This is a genomic window from Pantoea sp. RG18 (assembly GCF_025910075.1).
In the GTDB taxonomy this organism is placed as follows: domain Bacteria; phylum Pseudomonadota; class Gammaproteobacteria; order Enterobacterales; family Enterobacteriaceae; genus Pantoea; species Pantoea agglomerans.
In genome coordinates, this window is the sequence record NZ_JAPCIL010000002.1 from 1,247,261 (window position 1) to 1,267,767 (window position 20,507).

The 20,507-nt window shown below is 59.6% G+C and carries 15 protein-coding genes; 2 read left to right on the plus strand and 13 right to left on the minus strand.

Annotation, left to right across the window (positions count from 1 at the left end):
* Positions 1–13: 13 nt before the first annotated feature.
* The 7 genes from OK409_RS06295 to OK409_RS06325 all read right to left on the minus strand — a co-directional run bounded on the left by OK409_RS06295 (position 14) and on the right by OK409_RS06325 (position 7,713).
* Positions 14–1,447, minus strand: coding sequence for a YchO/YchP family invasin (locus tag OK409_RS06295; RefSeq protein ID WP_171820329.1), 1,434 nt, complete (start codon positions 1,445–1,447; stop codon positions 14–16).
* A 173-nt stretch (positions 1,448–1,620) separates the two neighbouring features.
* Complete coding sequence (locus OK409_RS06300) at positions 1,621–2,418, minus strand: SDR family oxidoreductase (protein ID WP_010245769.1); 798 nt, start codon at positions 2,416–2,418, stop codon at positions 1,621–1,623.
* Between the two features lie 11 nt (positions 2,419–2,429).
* Positions 2,430–3,497, minus strand: a complete 1,068-nt coding sequence (locus OK409_RS06305; protein ID WP_010245772.1) for an ABC transporter permease — start codon at positions 3,495–3,497, stop codon at positions 2,430–2,432.
* Positions 3,498–3,724: 227 nt separating this feature from the next.
* Positions 3,725–5,257, minus strand: coding sequence for a sugar ABC transporter ATP-binding protein (locus tag OK409_RS06310; RefSeq protein WP_264366870.1), 1,533 nt, complete (start codon positions 5,255–5,257; stop codon positions 3,725–3,727).
* A 10-nt stretch (positions 5,258–5,267) separates the two neighbouring features.
* On the minus strand, positions 5,268–5,879 hold the full coding sequence (locus OK409_RS06315; protein WP_010245779.1) for a DUF2291 family protein: 612 nt from the start codon (positions 5,877–5,879) through the stop codon (positions 5,268–5,270).
* 45 nt (positions 5,880–5,924) lie between these two features.
* Positions 5,925–6,860: a D-ribose ABC transporter substrate-binding protein gene (locus OK409_RS06320; protein WP_010670004.1), complete on the minus strand. Its 936-nt coding sequence runs from the start codon at positions 6,858–6,860 to the stop codon at positions 5,925–5,927.
* A 55-nt stretch (positions 6,861–6,915) separates the two neighbouring features.
* Entirely contained in the window at positions 6,916–7,713 is a 798-nt protein-coding gene (locus OK409_RS06325; RefSeq protein WP_010245786.1) for a GolD/DthD family dehydrogenase, read from the minus strand.
* A 352-nt stretch (positions 7,714–8,065) separates the two neighbouring features.
* On the opposite strand from OK409_RS06325, the gene OK409_RS06330 reads away from it, so the two are divergent.
* The gene (locus OK409_RS06330) at positions 8,066–8,878 is read left to right on the plus strand and encodes a DeoR/GlpR family DNA-binding transcription regulator (protein ID WP_010245789.1); all 813 of its coding nucleotides are present in this window, start codon (positions 8,066–8,068) and stop codon (positions 8,876–8,878) included.
* Between the two features lie 109 nt (positions 8,879–8,987).
* Entirely contained in the window at positions 8,988–9,341 is a 354-nt protein-coding gene (locus OK409_RS06335) for a DUF6404 family protein (RefSeq protein ID WP_031292988.1), read from the plus strand.
* Between the two features lie 609 nt (positions 9,342–9,950).
* On the opposite strand, the gene cobA is transcribed toward OK409_RS06335, so the two are convergent.
* From cobA to OK409_RS06365, 6 genes are read right to left on the minus strand one after another with little or no spacing between them, the layout of a single operon-like run.
* Positions 9,951–10,790, minus strand: a complete 840-nt coding sequence (gene cobA / locus OK409_RS06340) for a uroporphyrinogen-III C-methyltransferase (protein ID WP_010670001.1) — start codon at positions 10,788–10,790, stop codon at positions 9,951–9,953.
* Entirely contained in the window at positions 10,790–13,408 is a 2,619-nt protein-coding gene (locus OK409_RS06345; RefSeq protein ID WP_010245802.1) for a nitrate reductase, read from the minus strand. Before OK409_RS06345 ends, cobA begins: the two co-directional genes overlap by 1 nt.
* Positions 13,405–17,469 (minus strand): nitrite reductase large subunit NirB, encoded by a 4,065-nt coding sequence (nirB, locus tag OK409_RS06350; RefSeq protein WP_264366871.1) that lies wholly within the window; start codon positions 17,467–17,469, stop codon positions 13,405–13,407. Before nirB ends, OK409_RS06345 begins: the two co-directional genes overlap by 4 nt.
* Positions 17,470–17,479: 10 nt before the next feature.
* Complete coding sequence (locus OK409_RS06355) at positions 17,480–18,268, minus strand: ABC transporter ATP-binding protein (protein WP_010245808.1); 789 nt, start codon at positions 18,266–18,268, stop codon at positions 17,480–17,482.
* Between the two features lie 10 nt (positions 18,269–18,278).
* Positions 18,279–19,151: a nitrate ABC transporter permease gene (gene ntrB / locus OK409_RS06360; RefSeq protein ID WP_010245811.1), complete on the minus strand. Its 873-nt coding sequence runs from the start codon at positions 19,149–19,151 to the stop codon at positions 18,279–18,281.
* An 11-nt stretch (positions 19,152–19,162) separates the two neighbouring features.
* Positions 19,163–20,413 carry a CmpA/NrtA family ABC transporter substrate-binding protein gene (locus OK409_RS06365; RefSeq protein ID WP_010245814.1) on the minus strand — a complete coding sequence of 417 codons (1,251 nt, stop codon included), beginning with the start codon at positions 20,411–20,413 and terminating at the stop codon, positions 19,163–19,165.
* Between the last annotated feature and the right edge of the window lie 94 nt (positions 20,414–20,507).

Genomic DNA, 20,507 nt, shown 5'->3' on the forward strand with positions numbered 1-20,507 from the left:
TAAAGCATTCCTGCTAAAGTGTGGTGCCACCGGGTGCCATCAAATCATAACGATCGTTCTGCGGGGCCTCGTCCACGGTCATCGGTGGCTGAATTTTCAGGGTGATCCAGTTAGAGGTCACACGCTGCTGCTTGCTATCCTCCAGCGTTACCGACAGGCGATATTCGTTGCTGGCGTCTGGCGACGGATCCCATTGCGGTAAGATCACACTCCAGCCCTGCGGATCGGCGTTATTGGCCGGAGGTGTCAGGCTCAGCGCCTGCGTATCGCCCTGCCAGCTTACCGCCTTGATAGCATTGCTGGCGCGCACCTGCAGCTTCAGCGGCAGACTCTCGCCACTGCTTAACTGCCAGGGCGGTGTGGCCAGAAACACGGACAGCGTTTTGCGCTGACGGAAGGCGAGCACCGGCGTATCACTGCGGGTGACGGTATCGTAACGGCTGCCGCGCAGGGAGTGCGCCTCCGCGACGTTTCCGGCATCGAGCTGACGTCGCAGCGCCACGCCAAAGCGATAGTTGAGTTTCAGCCCCAGCTGATCCTGACTCTCACCGGCGCTGCTGGTTTTATGGGTAGCGGACAGCGTCACCAGCGGCACGGGAGTGTAAGAGAGGCCAAACGACATGGCGGAGGGATTGTGATAGCGGTTGCCGCTGTTAAACAGATCGACATTCTCACCCAGATATTGCTGATAGCTCACCGAAACGCCCAGCTGACGATAAAAGGGCAGATAGCTCTGGCTGGTAATATCGTAGCCGCGCGCCATGCGCTGCTGCTGCGAATCGCCCAGATTTTTCCAGCCGGAAAGCGGCTGATAGTAGTTGGCCGAGAAGCGCATTGAATCGCTCCACGCTTCCGTGCCCACAGAGGCGCGTTGCAGGCCGCTGCTGAACACGCGGTCAACAAAGCCGTTGTAACCCAGCAGCCAGTCACCGGCATCCCAGCGTTGCCCCAGTCCTGCATTGCCAACCAGGCCATCGCCGGTATCGTGCAGACCAAGCTGGCTGAAGGTGAGCCGGCTGTTTTCGTCGGCCAGTGCGCTGAAGAGATCGCCGCCGGTGCCGGTAAAGTTTCCGTTCATGTCGACTTTCAGATCCAGCTGCGCGGTGCCGTAAGGGGAAAGCAGTGACTGCCCTTCGCTCTCAACCCGATCGGCCACTTCATCGCGCAGATGATTGAACGCCCAGACGCCCGCCTGCTGACCAAACGTGACATTGCTGTCGCTATTGTTACTCGCTTCACCGATACTCTTGGCCACGGCCGCCAGCTTTTTGCTCCACTCTTCATCCTGATCGCTGGCACCGCCGAGCGTCGGCAGCGACTGACTGTAGCGCGCAGGATTGTCGAATGGCGTCTCTGACACCGCTGTTTCAGTCTGGAAGGCGCGGGCGCTCTGCGTGGCAGTCAGCGACAGCGCAATCAAAGAGAGAACCCCTGTTTTCCGTATCATGTCACCCGGCACATTGATTAGTTCGTAGCTGCAATTAAAGAAAAATCATCAGCTATTACCTTAACATATTGTGACGGCGATGCAGGACAGCAGCGGCGAATTGTGCATATAACAGAAAAGTCCGGGTCAGAAAAAGGCCTGCTTTTACAGCAGGCCTGCGATCTCTCACCGCATCAGGAGAAGATCAACCCGCCATCCACATTGATGGTCTGCCCGGTGATGTATCGCGCATCCTCTGATGCCAGAAACGCCACCAGTCCGGCGACATCTTCCGGCTGACCGGCACGCTTCAGCGGAATATTTTTCACCCACTCCGCCATCAGCTCCCCTTTACCGTAGGTTTTCTCCTCGCTGCTGAGGATCTCGCCCCAGACGCGATCGTTGTAATCCCACATCTCACTCTCAATGATGCCAGGACAAAAAGCGTTAACCGTAATGTTCCACGGCGCCAGCTCCAGCGCCAGACTCTGGGTAATGCCTATCACCCCCATTTTGCTGGCGGCGTAGTGCGGTGTGTAGATAAAGCCCTGTCGTCCCTGCCCCGATGAGGTGTTGATCAGGCTGCCACTGCGCTGCTGCACCATATATTTCGCCGCTTCACGACAGCAAAGCCAGACGCCGGTGGTGTTAACCGCCAGAATCCGCTCAAAGTCACTTTTCGGCATGGTGTCGAAGCGATCAATGGTGATCACGCCCGCATTCTGTATCGAGACGTCGATCTGACCAAAGCGTTCAAAGGCCTGCTGATAGAGCTGCTGCACCGCAGCTTCATCCGTGATATCGACCTGCAGCGCCAGAATCTCACTGCCATACTGCTGCTGAAGCTGGTCGGCTGTAGCGAACACCCGATCAGCATTCGACACCATCACCAGCCTGGCCCCGTCGCGGGCGAAACGCGCCGCGATCCCGGCCCCGATGCCACGACAGGCACCGGTTATCACCACTGTTTTTCCACGTTGTTCGCGGCTCATAATCGCTCCTGTTAACTGTGACGAACATCAGTAAGGGGGGCTGCCTGCTGCTTTTTTTCATGGCGACGCAGCAGCACCACTTTGCTTTGCAGACGTTGCTGGAACTGGTCGATGACTACCGCAGTCACAATCACCAGACCTTTGATTACCATCTGCCAGAAATCGCTGACGCCCATCATCACCATGCCATCCGCCAGGAAGACGATCACGAAAGCGCCAATAATCGAGCCGGAAACCCGGCCACGTCCACCCGCCAGCGCCGTGCCGCCCAGCACGGTGGCACCAATGGCATCCATCTCAAACATGTTGCCGGTCATCGGGTGCGCAGTCTGCAACTGAGAGGCCACCACCAGCCCGACAAGCCCCGCGCAGAGGCCGGAAAAGGCGTAGACAAAGACTTTCACCTTGATAATCGGCACGCCCGCCAGTCGCGCGGCGGACTCATTGCCGCCAATGGCGTAGATGTAACGACCCAGCGGGGTTTTGCGCGTCAGGTAGAGGCCGAGCAGTAAAAAGCCGAGCATCAGCCAGATTGGCAGATAAACGCCCAGTACGGTGCCGGAGCCGAGCAGCGAAAAGCCGGTGTTGCCCAGCGCGGGCACTCCCACCAGGTTGGCATAGGTGCCGCCGTCGTTGAACAGCAACGCCGCACCGCGCGCCACATACATCATGCCCAGGGTGCAGATAAAGGGTGCGACGCCCAGTCGGGTGATCACCGTGCCGTTAATCAGCCCCACCAGCACGCCAAAGATGGCCACCACCAGAATCACTTCAGGCACGTTGAGAAACAGCGTATTGCCGCCCCACAATGGGATACCATTGGTGAGCAGTGCGCCCGCCACCATGCCGCAGATCCCGGCGACCGCGCCCACCGAGAGATCGATACCGCCGGTCAGGATCACCAGCGTCATACCAATGGCCAGCAGGCCGGTAATCGCCACGTGCTGCGTCATGATCAGCAGGTTAGAGGGGGTGAGAAAGTTCGGCACCATCACGCTGAAAAAGCCGACCACAATCAGCAACGCAATAAAGGTGCGGGCCTTGAGCAGGTACATATAGAGCAGATATTTTTGGTTCATGAAATTCTCCGGCCAGCTTAGAGCCTGGCCCGCCAGGCGTAATAGTTTCAGGCAGTCTGGACACGGACAGCGCGGAACAACCGGCACGTACACGCAGTACGTGAGGATTACTCGCTGTGCTCGCCCCTTCAGGGCCGCCCTGACGGGCGTTCAGGTTGCTAAAGCAGCCTGTGTGACCACTGCCCAGGTTCAGACGGACAAATAAAATAGCCTGATGGGTCAGGCTCTTACTCCTGCGGGGTTGATGCCGCAATCAGATGTTCTCGCGTCGCCGCTGCGCGCGGCAGATCGGCAGTAATCCGGCCATCGGCCATCACTAAAATGCGGTCCGCCAGCGCCATCACCTCATCCAGTTCAGACGAGGAGAACATCACTGCCAGCCCCTGCTGTGCCAGACTGCCAATCAGGTGATAGACGTCGGTTTTGGCACCCACGTCGATACCGCGCGTTGGCTCATCCAGCAGCACCACCTGCGGCCCGGTCATCAGCGCTTTACCCAGCACCACCTTCTGCTGATTACCGCCGCTCAGCGCCGTAACCGGCAGGTCGGGATCGCTGACTTTAATCGCCAGATGGCCGATCATCTCACTGACCCGCTGCTGCTCCCTGGCAGGATTTAACAGCCCCAGCGCACGTCGAAAACCGCGCAGGCTGAAGTCAGAGAGCGTCATGTTGGCGGTGACCGACATCAGTTCAATCACCCCTTCGCCTTTGCGATCTTCGGGCACCAGCGCTATGCCACTTTTCAGCCGCTGCTGGAAGCTGCGCTTCGCCAGATCCCTGCCCGCTAAACGTACCCGGCCCGACTGACAGGGCATCAGGCCAATCAGCCCCTTGAACAGCTCGGTGCGTCCGGCACCCAGCAGACCATAAATGCCGATCACCTCGCCTTTGCGCAGCGTAAAACTGACGTCATTAAGCTTGTAACCGCCGTTCTGATGCAGCGCAGTCAGGCCCTCTACCTCCAGCACCGTTTCCCCCTGTGGCGCAGGCTGATAGTCGAACTGCTTTTTCTTGTCACCCACCATCTGGGCGATAATCCACGGCACGCTGGCGTCCCGTACCTCGCGCTCACTGATAAAACGGCCATCGCGGAAAATGGTGATGTGATCGCCAATCTCCATCAGCTCTTCCAGCCGGTGAGAGATGTAGATAATGGTGACACCGCGCCGCTTAAGCTGATCGATGACGTTAAACAGCACTTTCACTTCAGACTGGCTCAGGGCGCTGGTCGGTTCATCCATGATAAGTACCCGGGTATCCTTCGACAGCGCCCGGGCGATCTCCACCAGCTGCTGATGACCAATACCCAACTCACCCAGCGGCGCGTAAGGATCGACATCCAGCTGCAGCCGCTCCAGCAGCGACTTTGCCAGCGCGTACTGATACTTTTCATTGATTACCCCGCGCTGGAAATACTCATTGGCGATAAAGATGTTGTCCATCACGTTCATGTTGGGAAACAGATTCAGCTCCTGAAAAATGATGCTGATCCCCTGCTTCTCCGCCTGATGCGTGGAGTTCAGCGACACCACCTTGCCATCCAGCAGAATCTCGCCCGACGACGGCGTCTCTACACCCGCCAGCATCTTCATCATGGTGGACTTACCGGCGCCGTTCTCACCGATTAGCACGTTAACTTTATTGCGGTAGACCCGATAACTGACCTGATCGAGCGCGGTCACGCCGGGATAAAGACGCGACACGTTGCGCGTTTCGATAATCACGTCGCCGGACTGTTGCGGTTGAGGATTTTGCATCTGCCGCTCCTTATTGCCGGGTGATCGCAGCCGGAGTGATATCCGGCAGCTGCTGCGGAATGTCCCAGCTGCTGAACACGCCGGAAACCCTCACTTTATCGCCCACCTTCGGCGCAAACTGCTGCATCAGAGTGGAGGCGTGCTGGTTAATCGCCTTGCCGTAATCACCAAACAGCACCTGGTCATTGAAGTCCTGATAGCTCACGCCTTTGTAGACATCCCGCAAAGCGGTACCACGAATGATCGGCCCCACCTGAATTGTGACACTGTCACCTGATTCATCTTTCACGGTCATCTTCCCGCTGCGTGACGTGGTATTTACGGCGGTCACCTCGCCGCTAACCGAGACGCTGAAGACACAGGGATTCTCAGCCTGACTGCGATAGCCGTAGCTCTGACAGGCACTGTCGAAGTCTTTAGCAGACTGAAGCGACTTCATCAGCGTCGCCAGCGGTTTAGCCTCTGCCTGAACCTGCGGCACCAGTTTCTGCTGCCAGAGCTGGTCGATGTTCGCCATTTTCGGATTGGGGGGATTTTTCAGGGCAGCCAGCTCCTGCTGCGACACAATTTTGCAGCCGCTTAACAGCAAGACCACCAGCGTCAGCCAGACTCTTCGGGACATCATCTTCTCCCTGGCGCCCGCTTTCGCAGGCGCGACAGCGTTTAATTACGACTTGTAGTTAAAGTCCTGTACACCTTTAGCATTTTCCGGGGTAATCAGAATGCCGCGGAACATCACCCGCTGTTTTTCCGGCTTCACGCCCTTCTGAATGAAGTTATCGAGATCGGTCACCCCTTCAGCGGCAATCGCCTGCGCCTGCAACATGACCGTGGCTTTCAGCGTGCCCGCTTTCACTGCATCGCGTTCGTCGTTGCTGCCATCAATCCCCACCACGATGACATCGTTGCGACCGGCTGCCTTCAGCGCAGCAATGGCGCCCAGCGCCACCGGGCCGTTACCGCAGATCACCCCTTTCACATCCGGATGCGCCTGCAGGATGCTGTCCATAATGCGCTTGCCGTCGATCAGCGTGCCTTTGGCATCCTGACGTGCCACGCTCTGCATATCAGGATACTGATCCAGCACCTGATGGAACGATTTCGAGCGTGTCACGCAGTTGTTATCCGCCAGGTTACAGGCGAGTTCGGCGTATTTGCCCTTTTCGCCCATCTTTTCAACAAAGACGTTGGCAACGTCTGAACCCGCCTGGAAGTTGTTGTGGGTGATCTGCGCCAGCGCCACGTCATCCACCGGGATTTCGCGGTTGATCAGCACCACGGGGATCCCGGCATCTTTGGCTTTTTTAATCGCCGCCACGCTGGCGGTGGAGTCGGCGTTATCCAGCACGATACCCTGCACTTTTTTACCGATAGCGGCGTCGATTAGTTCGCTCTGTTTCTTCACATCTTCGCCGTGCGACAGCACCGTTGTTTTGTAACCCAGTTCCTGCGCTTTGAGATTGGCGCCTTTGGCTTCGGAGGCGTAGTAGGGATTATCGAGTGAGTTAACCAGAATCATAATGGTGCCCTTTTCGGCGGCAAACGCCGCCTGCGAAACCAGACAGGCAGCCACGGCAGTGCACAGCAAGGTACGGTTTTTCATGATGTTCTCTCTTATCGTTATGGCAGGGTATGAATTCCCGGGTGCTGGATTGGCCTTACCAGATGGTAAAGCCCCCATCGATCATCAAATCGGCGCCGGTGATCATGTCGCTGCCGTTGCTGGCGAAAAACAGCACCGCAGCGGCGATCTCATCGGTATAGGCAAAGCGTCCGAGCGGAATCAGCTTCTTCATCTGCTCGCCCTTCTCGCCGCGCCAGGCCTTTTCGCCCATCGGCGTCAGCACTACGGTGGGCGACAGGGTGTTAACGTTAATCCGATGCGGGGCAAACTCTTTGGCCATCACTTTGGTCATGCCCAGCAGGCCCGCTTTGGCTGAGGTGTAGGCGACATGGTTGTCGATAGCGATGGATGCCGCCTGGGAGGCGATATTAATAATTTTGCCGCCCGCACCGGCACGGATCATCAGCCGTGCGGCGGCCTGTGAGCAGAGAAAAGGCCCGGTGAGATTCACCGCAATCTGCTTCTGCCACTCGGCAAAATCGGTCTCGATCACCGGCTGCAGCATCACGTAGCCTGCGCAGTTCACCAGGATATCGATCCGGCCATAGTGGGAAACCACATCGTCAAAAGCCTGTTCAACCGACGCGGGATCGGTAACGTCACAGCAGACAAACTGCACCCGCTCGACGGGGAAATCTGCCCTCAGGCTGGCCACCTTCTCTGCTTCAAACGGCGGATAGAGTAGTGCCAGACTCGCGCCCTTCTCCAGCAACATGCCATTGGTCGCCATCGCGATACCGCCCAGCCCGCCGGTCACGACGGCCACTTTGCCGGCCAGATTCATTGCGGTATCCACGCCGTAGCGCAGGTTTACGTCATATTCACCACTCATCCCACTCTTCCCCTCAGATTTTTGCCGATGCCGTTGACTCACTCATTTTCGAACAAAAATATAAGCTATCGAAAAGAAATGTTGTGTGGAGCAGATCAAATTTCGACCATCTGCCCTGCAAAGCGGCTTATCTGATTGAAAAGACGTGATCTGGCTTCCAGTCCCGAAATAAAGGCAGCTGGTTGCAATCCGGAAAGCGTGAGAGATTCAATAACCTGCACATTTTATATTTTCGTTCGAAAACCAAAGGCAGATCAGGCTATCTCGCATTCATAAAAATGGCGCGTTAAACTCAGCCACAAAGACCTTGTTCGCCCGACTTCTCAGGTTATTGGAAAAGGGAGCATTTCGATTGAAAAGCAAAAGTGAGCAGTTCGCTGACATGCAGCAACGCCGCGAGAAAATTCTGGAGATGATCCGTGAGGATGGCACGGTCACGGTTAAAGCTTTGACGGAGACCTTTGGACTGACCGAAGCCACCTTACGCAGCGACCTTCGCATGCTGCAAAAACAGGGCTTTGTGCAGCGCTACCATGGTGGCGCGACGCTGATGACGGGCAAACAGAATACCGGGGCGATGCTGCTGGAGCGGCAGACACATCTGGAAGAGAAAGAGGCGATTGGCCGGCTGGCGGCGCAGCATATCGAAAATGGCGACACGGTGATTTTCGATTCCGGCACCACGACCACCGCGATCACCGATGCCATCAGCCACATCCGCCGCCTGTCGGTCGTGACAACCGCGGTGAATATCGCCCTGAAACTGGGCGGCGAGCCGGGGATCAATATCCTGCTGACCGGCGGTACCTTTAAATTTCCGACGCTCTCTACCTCCGGCGAAAAGGCGGCCAGCTTCTTCGAAAACGTGCTGGCCGGTAAACTCTTCCTGGCGACCGCCTGCATCTCACCGCGTCTGGGCCTGAGCTTCCCCAGTGAAACCGACATCAAGGTAAAGCTGGCGATGATCAAATCCGCCAGCACGGTTTACGTGGTCGCTGACTCCAGCAAAATCGACAAGGTTTCGATGTTCGCGCTGCCCTGTGACTGGAGCAATATCCACTACCTGATCACCGACAGCGGCATCAGCACTGCGCAGGTCAAAGCGTTTGAAGCGCTAGGCGTGAAAGTGCTGGTGGCCCCGCTGCCGCTGAAGCGGGCGATGTAATGCTTGTTGAAACAACATCGATTCAGCCACTCGCTGTCATCAGACAGCCACAGGATTAAGTTACGCTCCAGAGCGAATGCTAAGCAGGGATGTAACGGATGATAAAACGATGAAAAACGAGATTTTCGAGCGCAGGAAAGCGCGGGCTTTAGCCCTGATGGCAGCGAAGAAAATATGGCCGAGTAACTCTGCTCCGCCATTACATCGTTTGTTATGGAAAATGAATATCCATCTTCCACCCCCGAGTTTCACTCCTTTCTGGCTCAATCTTGTGGTGTTTGCCAGCATGTACACGCTTATGATGCCACTGCTGCTCTTATTGCCTTCTCTTCCGGGCGTGTCTGACGACAACTATTCGCTGATACCCAATCTGATCGCAGGTCTGTTCTTCGGTACGACAATGGCACTGTTTCACGCATATCGAAAAAAGGTTCACAACCTGCCTGTGTGGGAGGAGCTTTAAAGCCAGCTAAAGCTCCATCGTCTTTTATACAGTGCACCTGCACGATGGTGCCTCCACTGTAAGCACGCACTATCGCTAATCGTGCAGGTAAGGCCTGCCTGAAGAGCAAAGTGTGCGAGCCAGGGATGGCGAGCCCAGTCCGCAGGGATGCGGGATCCCTTTGCGATCAGGCAGGCCTTTCCTGCACGACGCACCGTCTTACCAACCCTCACCTGCCTTCCCACACTGGACTGCTCTTTTCGTCCTGCTCGGGCACTTCCACTCTCATCAACCGCACTCAATCCAGATCTGATCCCAAAAAAAACCGCACCGCCGCCAGCCGGGCAGGAAGGGCCTGCCTGAAGAGCAAAGTGTGCGAGCCAGGGATGGCGAGCCCAGTCTGCAGGGATGCGTGATCCCTTTGCGATCAGGCAGGTCTTTCCTGCACGCCGCACCGTCTTGCCGCACCGTTCCGGCCTTACCACCAAGACATACGCCCACTCAATCCAGACCTGATCCCGCAAAACCCCGCACCAATGCCAACAGTGCAGGTAAGCCCTGCCTGAAGAGCAAAGTGTGCGAGCCAGGGATGGCGAGCTCAGTCCGCAGGGATGCGGGATCCCTTTGCGATCAGGCAGGTCTTTCCTGCACGACGCACCGGCTCACCGTCTCCCCACCCCGCACCTGCAAATCCGCCCGATAAAACCGCACCACTTCACCCACCATCAGCAACGACGGAGACACCGGCTTATCCCGCGCCACCGTCTCCGCTAATCCCCCCAGCGTGGTAATCAACACCCGCTGATCGGGCCGGGTCCCATTCTCAATAATCGCCACCGGCGTCTCCGCATCACGTCCCTGCGCCTGCAACTGCGCACTGATCGACGCACTCCAGCTCAACCCCATATAAAACACCAGCGTCTGATTCACCGCCGTCAGCGCAGCCGCCTCCAGCTGCGGCTCGCCGTTCCGCCCATGCCCGGTAATCAACCGCAAAGACTGCGCGCAATCCCGATGCGTCAACGGAATTCCGCTGGCTGCCGCACAGCCCACAGCCGCCGTAATCCCTGGCACGACCTCACAGCGAATCCCGGCCTGCTGCACGCTCACCATCTCCTCGCCTCCGCGACCAAAAACAAACGGATCGCCCCCCTTCAGCCGGATTACATTGCGTCCACTGCGCGCCAGTTCCACCAGCAACTGATTAATCTGCGCCTGCTTCAGACCATGCTGCCCCGGCTGCTTACCCACATCAATACACAACGCCTGCTCCGGCACCTCCGCCATCACCGCGTCACTCACCAGCCGGTCATATACCACCACCTCAGCACGCTGCAGCAACCGCAACGCCTTAACGGTCAGCAGTTCCACATCGCCAGGGCCCGCACCCACCAGCCACACCGCGCCCTGTTGCGACACGGCATCCACCGGGGCCAGTAACTTATCCAGAGAATCAATTGCTCGTGTCATCATTCCTCCGACATCACTTCGGACAGCAACAACTGCTTCAGCTCCGGAATACAGGAGCCGCACTGCGTGCCGCACTTTAGCTTTTCGCCCAACGCCTGAGTTGTACGACACCCCTGCGCCACCGCCTGTAAAATCGTCTGCTCACCCACCGCCATACAACTGCAAATAATCCGTCCCGTGGCCGCGCCCTGCGCGGGCTGTCCTGCCAGTACACTGTGCCGCCCTGCCGCATCCTGCGGCGCATGACTAAAGGCCTCGGCGACCCACGCACTATCAATCGACGGCAACACGGAGCCGGCATAAAACGCCAGCTGCAACTCGCCGTCACGCCATGCCAGCAACCGGTAATCATTGCCGCTGCCGGTCGCAACCTGCCTGTGACAGCCTGAAAGAACAACCTGCCCGTCCAGCCAGACCTGCGGCGAGCCCTCGCCCGCCACCGCATAACGCTGCACCGCCGGATAGGGGGTACGCGCCCAGTAACGCAACCCTGTGGGCTGCGCTATCTCGCGCTGCCATAGCCAGCCCTGCCAGCTCACCCTCAACGGCAGAATCCGCACCGACGTCTGCTTCAGCGCGGGCTGCCCCGAAAACGGACAGGCGCGGGCGGCCACCAGTAAATCGACGTGACTCTGCTGACTGAACTGCCGGTTCCAGTGCATCGGCACAAACAGCTCGCCGCGCCGCATCCCGGCATCGACACGCACCCGCACGCTAATCCAGCCCTGAACAGACTGCACCCGCGCCAGTCCGCCCGCCGTCACGCCATACGTTGCCGCATCCGCCGGATGCAGCGCGACAAACGGTTCATCGCAATGCTGCATCAGACGCGGCACCAGCCCGGTACGCGTCATGGTGTGCCACTGATCGCGCACCCGTCCGGTATTCATCAACAACGGATACGCCGGTTCGCGCGGGGCGACAACCGGCGTGGCCGGCACCCGCAACCGGGCCTTACCATCCGGATGAAAAAACCGACGATTGCCAAACAGCCGGGCGCAGCCCTGCGGACAGGCCGCGTTAACCGGCCACTGCACCGGACGCAGCGCATCCCAGTCAGCATTACTCAATTGCGCCAGGCCGCTGATATCAAACGCCCTGGCGCCCCGGTTCTCGAAACCTGACAACGCCGCATGCTCACGGAAAATCTCTGCCGGATGCTGCCAGTTAAAGCCTTCATCAAACCCTAAACGCCTGGCCACCTGCGACAGCAACCACCAGTCAGGCCGGGCGTCACCGGGTGCGGCGGCAAAAGCGCGCTGACGTGAAATACGCCGCTCGGAATTGGTCACCGTGCCGTTCTTCTCGCCCCACCCCTGGGCGGGCAGCAGAATATTGGCAAAGGCGCTGGTATCGGTCTGCGCCATCACATCTGATACAATCACCAGCGGACAGGCCGCCAGCGCCTGCGCGACGCGGTTGCCCTCAGGCATCGACACCGCCGGATTGGTGCCCATAATCCACACTGCTTTCACCGTGCCATCCGCCAGTGCCCGGAAAAGATCCAGTGCAGTCAGTCCCGGTTCCCGGGCAATGGCCGGACTGCGCCAGAAACGCTGCACCCGTTCGCAATCCGCTTCAGTAAAATTCATATGCGCCGCCAGCTGATTCGCCAGGCCACCCACCTCCCGTCCGCCCATGGCATTTGGCTGTCCGGTCAGCGAAAAAGGACCACAGCCCGCGCGGCCTATTTTGCCCGTCAGCAGATGCAGATTAAGAATCGCCTGGTTATTGTCGCTGCCGGTGGCGGACTGATTAATCCCCATGCACCATAGCGTCAGCACCCGATCGTGCTGGCTGAAAAGCTGGAAAAAGTGCGCGACCTGCTGCACGGTTAAGTCACATGCCTCTGCCACTCGCGCCACACCCCACTGCGCTGCGGCGGTCAGCGTCTCGTCCACACCATTCAGGTGCGGCAACATGCTGGCATCAATGCCATCCTGCTGCGCCAGCCAGTGCAGCAGACCGGAAAACAACGCCGTATCGCTGCCGGGCCGCAACGGCAGGTGGAGATCGGCCTGATCGCAACTCGCCGTACGCCGCGGATCGATAACGACAATACACATCGCCGGACGTTGCAGCTTCGCCTGCATCAGCCGCTGCCACACCACCGGATGCGCCCAGGCAGCATTAGACCCCACCAGCAGCACCAGGTCGGCCTGCTCCAGATCCTCATAGCAGCAGGGCACCGCATCGGCCCCCAGCGCCCGCTTATAACCGACCACCGCCGACGCCATGCAGAGCCGCGAATTCGTATCGATGTTGGCTGCACCGATGTAGCCCTTCATCAGCTTATTGGCGACGTAGTAATCCTCGGTCAACAGCTGGCCGGAGCCGTAAAACGCCACCGCCTGCGGGCCATACTGATCGATAACCGCCCGCAATCCCGCCGCCGCCGCATCCAGCGCAGCGTCCAGGCTGACGCGCTGCCCGTTAACCTCGGCGTTCAGCAAACGCCCTTGCGGCGTCAGGGTCTGGCCCAGCGCTGCGCCTTTTACGCACAACCGACCTGCATTCGCGGGATGGTGCGGATCGCCGATCACGGTTGCCTGATGCGCCCCCTGCGGGGTGACGCAGACGCCACAGCCGACGCCGCAATAGGGACAGGTACTGTTCATGATGCCTGCGCCAGCTGATCCAGCGGACGATTTGCCAGCCAGATCTGACCCGCTTCCAACTTCACCGGCCAGCAGCGCAGCTGATGCTGCGGGTTATCCAGGCTCTGTCCGTCACGCAACCGTATCCGCTGCTTATAGAGCGGGGAGATCACCACCGGCTCGCCGCCCACATCGCCAAGGATCCCACGTGAGAGCACGCTGGCGTCGCTGCCGGGTTCGCGGTCTTCCAGCGCAAAAAGCGCATCGCCAAAGCGGAACAGCGCAACACGTTCGCTACCCAGTCGCGCCCCGATCCCCGCCTGCTGAGGAATCGCCTCCAGTGTACACACCGCGCTCCACGGCTCGGCTGGCGGCGGTAACAGCGGACGATCGGTAACGGCCTCCGGCTGACGCTGACCGCGCACCCGGCTGTAGTGCAGCGTCTCATCCGGGCGATCGCTGTTGACCGTAGGGGTAAACAGCGCAAGTCGTGAAGGATCCGCCAGCGTGGTCTGCCACTCGCACTGATACGCGTCCACCACCCGCTGCATCTCCTGCTCCAGCGTCTCGCCCAGACCGAGGCTATCCTCAATCACCACCTGACGCAGATAGTCCAGGCCGCCTTCCAGATTGTCCATCCAGACGCTGGTGCGCTGCAGCCTGTCTGCGGTGCGGATATAGAACATCAGCAGGCGGTCGACATAACGCAGCAGCGTGGCATCATCGAGATCGCTGGCGAACAGGTCGGCGTGGCGCGGCTTCATGCCGCCATTGCCACACACATAGAGATTCCAGCCCTTTTCCGTGGCGATCACCCCGATATCTTTGCTCTGCGCTTCCGCACATTCGCGGGTACAGCCCGATACCGCCATCTTGATCTTGTGTGGGGCGCGCAGCCCCTTGTAGCGGTTCTCCAGCGCAATGGCGAAAGCGGTTGAATCCTGCACGCCGTAGCGGCACCAGGTCGACCCCACACAGGACTTCACAGTGCGCAGCGACTTGCCGTAGGCGTGACCGGTTTCAAAACCCGCCGCCAGTAGCGTCTGCCAGATATCAGGCAGTTGATCGAGCCGCGCGCCAAACAGGTCGATACGCTGACCGCCGGTGATTTTGGTGTAAAGATCGTAACGCGCCGCCACCTCGCCAATCGCGATCAACCCCTGCGGCGTGATTTCGCCCGCCGGGACGCGCGGCACCACCGAATAGGTGCCATCTTTCTGGATATTGGCGAAATAGCGGTCGTTGGTGTCCTGCAACGGCAGATGCGCCGGTTTTAGCAGATAGTCGTTCCAGCATGAGGCGAGCAGTGACGCCACCAGCGGTTTGCACACTTCACAACCCTGCCCCCGACCATGTGACGTCAGCAGCGCATCAAAGGTTCTGAACTCACCGGCCCGCACCAGGTGATAAAGTTCCTGGCGCGAATAGCTGAAATGTTCACAGATATCTTTTTTTACCTCGACACCGAGGTTTTCCAGCTCAAACTCCATCACCTGTTTTACCAGTGCCGCACAGCCGCCGCAGCCCGTAGCCGCTTTGGTGCAGCTTTTGATGCTGCTCATCTCACCGCATCCGCCTTTCACCGCCGCGCAGATTTCGCCCTTGCTGACGTTGTGACAGGAGCAGACCTGGGCGCTGTCAGGCAACGCCGCGACGCCTGGCGCTTTCGGCGCCCCCGACAGCGCAGGCAGGATAAGGCTTTCTGGCGCGGCAGGCAGCGGTAACTCATTGAGCATCATCTGCAGCAGCGTGGCGTAGTCGCTGCTGTCACCGACCAGCACGCCGCCCAGCAGCCGGGTGCTGTCGGCAGAAACCACGATTTTCTTGTAGATGCCTTTTGGCCCGTCGGTCCAGTGATAGTGCTGACTGCCCGGCGTGCGGCCATGCGCGTCACCAAACGACGCCACCTCCACCCCCAGCAGTTTCAGTCTGGTACTCATGTCCGCGCCGCTGAAGGCGGTGGATTCAGCCGCCAGATGCCCGGCCAGCACGCGTGCCATCTGATAGCCTGGCGCGACCAGACCGAAGATCTGACCGTTCCACAATGCGCATTCACCAATGGCAAACACCTCTTCATCGCTGGTCTGGCAGCGATCGTTAATCTCAATGCCGCCGCGCGGTCCCAGCGTCAGGCCCGCTTCACGTGCCAGCTCATCGCGCGGCCGGATACCGGCGGAGAACAGCACCAGATCGCCGGGTAAACTGCTGCCGTCAGCAAAGCGCAGCACCACGCTACCGTCGGTCTGACGCTCAATCAGTTCGGTCTGTTTTGAGGTGTGAACCGTGACGCCCAGCGCATCGATCTTCTGGCGCAGCATCAGCGTCCCGCCCTCATCGAGCTGCACTGCCATCAGGCGTGGCGCAAACTCCACCACATGCGTTTCCAGCCCGAGCTGCTGCAGCGCATTCGCCGCCTCCAGACCCAGCAGGCCGCCGCCAATCACGATGCCGCGCTGGCTATTGCGGGCGCAGGCAGCAATGGCATCAAGGTCATCCAGCGTGCGGTAGACAAAGCAGCGTTCGTCGTCGTGGCCCGGTACCGGCGGTACAAAAGCACGCGAGCCGGTAGCCAGCACCAGCTTATCCCACGCCAGCTCATTGCCCGCGCTGTCACGCAGACTGCGCTGCTGACGATCGATCGCTACGACTGCGCAGCCGCTGCGCAGTTCGATGCCGTGCAGGGTAAAAAAGTCCGCGCTGACCAGCGACAGATCGTCGGCCGTTTTGCCGTTGAAATAGTCCGACAGATGCACCCGATCGTAAGCCTGCTGACGCTCCTCGCCGTAAACCACGATGTGGTAGTGCTGATGCAGTTCGCGGGCAACCAGCTGTTCAAGAAAGTGGTGACTGACCATGCCGTGACCCACCACGGCTAATACCGGTTTACTCATCTCAGGACTCTCTGCAGCCTGCGGCTGCGGTTCAGGTTGACGGGAATCGAACAGGGCTTCGAGCGTGACAGCTTCGGTGTGCAGCAGACGCGCCAGCAGCGCGGGACCCTGCCGGGTGTCGCCAGAGAGCAATACGCCACAGAGGCGGCCCTGACGAAGAAACAGACGGCGGTAGTCGCCGGAGATCGGATCAAAACTGCTGATGGAGGGTGCCTCACTGACATCCCCGGCGCTGAACAGCGAAATGCCACTGACTTTGAGCCGCGTCGCCTGCGGCTGGCTGACAAAATCCGCCAGTGGCGACCCCGCCAGCTGTGCGGCCAGAATCTGCGCCTGCGTCAGGCAGGGTGCGACCAGGCCAAAGGTTTCGCCGGCAATTTCGCAGCACTCGCCTACGGCGTACACCGACGGGACCGCTGTGCGTAACTGCCCATCGACCAGAATGCCGCGCTGACACGGCAGACCCGCTGCCTGCGCCAGCGTTATCTCCGGCTGAACGCCGATGGCAATCACCACCTGCGTGGCGGCGCAGTGACGACCGCTGGTCAGCGTCACACCCGCCTCGTCAATAGCCGTGAGTCCGCTGTTCAGCACGCAGCGGATACCGCGCTGCTGGAGTGCCGTCAGCAACAGCTCGCCCGCCTTTGCATCCAGCTGGCGATCCAGCAGCCAGGGTTTGTGATGAACCAGCGTAACCTCACGCCCACGGGCACAGAGTGCCGCCGCCGCTTCAATGCCGAGAAAACCACCGCCCAACACCACCACCGGTCCCTGGCACGCCAGGAGTTGCCGGACGTCGGCGATACTGCGAAAACCCAGTACGCAATCCGCGTTGATGCCGGGAATGGCGGGCAAACGGGGCTGTGAACCGGTGGCAAACACCAGCCGATCCCAGCCCAGCTGGCGATAATCGGTCTGCACTGTACGTGCCGCCAGATCGACCTGCAGCACGGTTTCGCCGGATAGCAGCGTGACGCCGTGCCGCTCATACCAGTCGCGATCGTGGATCAGCGTTTCACTGAACGGCGTTTCACCCGCCAGCACCGGCGAGAGCAGCACACGGTTGTAATTGCCGTGCGGCTCGCGGCCAATGACCGTGATGGCGAAGCGCTGCGGTGCACGTTGCAGCAGGCTCTCCACCATCTGCATTCCCGCCATGCCATTACCTATCACCAGCAACCGTTGCTTCATGGTCTGTTCCTTACGCCGCAGTGGTCTGTTTTTCATAGAGGAAATGCAGCACTTTCTGTCGCAACTGGTGGTAGCGCGGCTCATCCGCCAGCGCCACCCGTGAACGCGGACGTGGCAGATCGACAGTGAGGATCTCGCCAACCTGCGCCGCCGGGCCGTTAGTCATCATCAGCACCCGGTCTGACAGCAGCACGGCTTCATCCACGTCATGGGTAATCAGCACGATGGTGGTGTTCAGCTCCTGCTGAATGCGCATCACGCTGTCCTGCAGATGAGCGCGGGTTAAGGCGTCCAGCGCGCCAAACGGCTCATCCAGCAGCAGCACGCGTGGCTTCATCGCCAGCGCCCGCGCAATACCGACGCGTTGCTTCATACCGCCGGATATTTCGCCGGGCCGCTTGTGCATGGCATGGCTCATCTGCACCCGGTTAAGGTTGTGCTCGATCCAGTCACGCATCTCCGCTTTGCTGAAGCGCCCTTTAAACACCTGTTGCACCGCCAGCTCGACATTCTGAAATGCCGTCAGCCACGGCAGCAGCGAATGGTTCTGAAACACCACCGCGCGCTCCGGACCGGGGCCAGTGATTTCGCGGTTATCACACAGCAGCACGCCGCTGCTGGGCCGGGTTAAACCGGCAATCAGGTTCAGCAGCGTCGATTTGCCGCAGCCGGAGTGGCCGATCAGGCTCAGGGTTTCCCCTTCGTGAATATCAAAACTGACATTGTCCAGCGCCAGAAACTCGCCGCTGGCGGTGGCAAAACGCTGGCTGACCTGCTGGACGCGAATGATCTGTTGCATCGTGCTCTCCTTATTTATCCCAGCTAAAACGACGGACCAGCAGCATCAGCCCCTGTTCCAGCAGCAGCCCGATTACGCCGATGACCAGAATGGCGACCAGAATATTTTCCACGTTGAGGTTGTTCCACTCATTCCAGATCCAGAAGCCGATGCCCAGTCCGCCGGTCAGCATTTCGGCGGCGACGATCACCAGCCAGGCGATGCCGATAGAGAGACGGACCCCGGTCAGCACCGCGGGCAGCACGGCGGGCAGCAGGATCCGGCGCATCACCGTCCACTCAGAAAGCTGTAACACCCGCGCCACGTTGAGGTAATCCTGCGGAATACGCTGTACCCCTTCGGCGGTGTTAATGATCATTGGCCAGATCGAACAGATAAAAATGGTCCAGCTGGCGGCAGGCTCGGCGCGCTGAAACAGCAGCAGGCCAATCGGCAGCCAGGCCAGCGGACTCACCGGCCGCAGCAGGGCGATGACGGGATTGAACATCTGCGCCATAAAGCTAAAGCGACCGATTAAAAAGCCCGCCGGAATGCCGACCAGCGCGGCCAGGCCGAATCCAATGCCGACGCGTTGCAGCGACGCCAGCACGTTCCAGCCGATGCCCTGATCGTTGGGGCCGTTGCTGTAGAACGGGTCAGCGAACAGGACCTGAGCGGCCTGCCAGGTGGCGTAAGGCGAAGGGAAACCCGGTTGCGACAGCGCCGCGATCTGCCACACCAGCAGCATTAATAACAGGCCACCGGTGGCGGGAATGGCGCGCTGCAACAGCGGACGCAGACGCGCCGGACGGGCTGCGGCTTTCGGGGTGACCTGTAACGGAATAACGGTGGCACTGTTGTGACTCTGCACCGGCTGCGCCAGGGCGCGCGCGTCAGTTTTCATAGCAACCTCTCTTAACGTTTGATAGCGAAACTGGCGGCATAGGCGGCAGGATCGCTGCCATCCCAGACCTTGCCGTCGATGAAGGTACTGCTGCGCATTTCACTGGCGGGCAGTGCAACCTGTCCGACTGCGCTGGCGGCCTGTTTGTAGATGTCGATGCGGTTGATCTGGCGCGCCACCGCGAGGTAGTCGGGATCGCTGGCAAGCAGGCCCCAGCGTTTCATCTGGGTCAGGAACCACATGCCGTCTGAGAGCCAGGGAAAACTGACGTTGCCGTTGTCAAAGAAGCGCATCGGGTGAGCGTCCTGCCACGACTGCCCCAGGCCGTTCTGATACTGACCGAGCATCCGACCCTGTAACGTCTCCACTTTGGTATTGATCCAGGCGCGGCCGGCTAACACCTGCGCGGTTTCGCGGCGGTTGTCGTCCGAGGCATCAATCCAGCGCGCGGCCTCCAGCACAGCGGCGGTGAGTGCACGGGCCGTGTTGGGGTTCTCTTTCACCCACTCTGCGCGGGTGCCGAGCACTTTTTCCGGATGCTCCGGCCAGATCTGCTGGCTGGTGGCGGCGGTAAAACCGATGTTGTCGCTGATGGCGCGCTGGTTCCACGGCTCACCAACGCAGAAGCCGCTCATGTTGCCAATTTTCATGTTCATCACCATCTGCGGCGGCGGCACGACCACGGTGCGCACGTCATCAAACGGGTGGATGCCCGCATTGGCGAGCCAGTAATAGAGCCACATGGCATGGGTGCTGGTCGGAAAGGTATGGGCGAAGGTAAAGCTGCCTTTGGCGCTGCCATCAATGGCCTTTTTCAGGCTGGCCGCATCGGTGACCCCACTGGCTTTCAGCTGGTTCGACAGGGTGATCGCCTGGCCGTTATGGTTGAGCGTCATCAGGTTCGCCATGTCGTGCTGCGGACCCGCTACGCCCAGTTGCAGGGCGTAGATCATGCCGTAGAGCACATGCGCCGCATCCAGCTCACCGGAGGTCAGTTTGTCGCGCACCGCCGCCCAGCTCGCCTCTTTGCTGACCTGCAATGTGAGACCATACTTTTTGTCGAAGCCTTTCACAGAGGCCATCACCACCGGCGCGCAGTCAGTGAGCGGGATAAAGCCGACCCGCACCTGCGCTTTTTCTGGCGCATCTGATCCCGCTGCCCAGACCGCATTTCGTAATCCCGGAACGATCCAGGCCGCACCCAGCGCGGCGCCGGAGATCAGCGCCTGACGTCGTGTCAGTGAAAATGGCGTTTTGCTCATCTTGTTGCCCCTGAACAGAAATAAAAAAAGGCGTCCTCCGACAAGCCGAAGCCTGCGGATGGACGCCTTTATCCAAAGCACTGACCCCACCGCC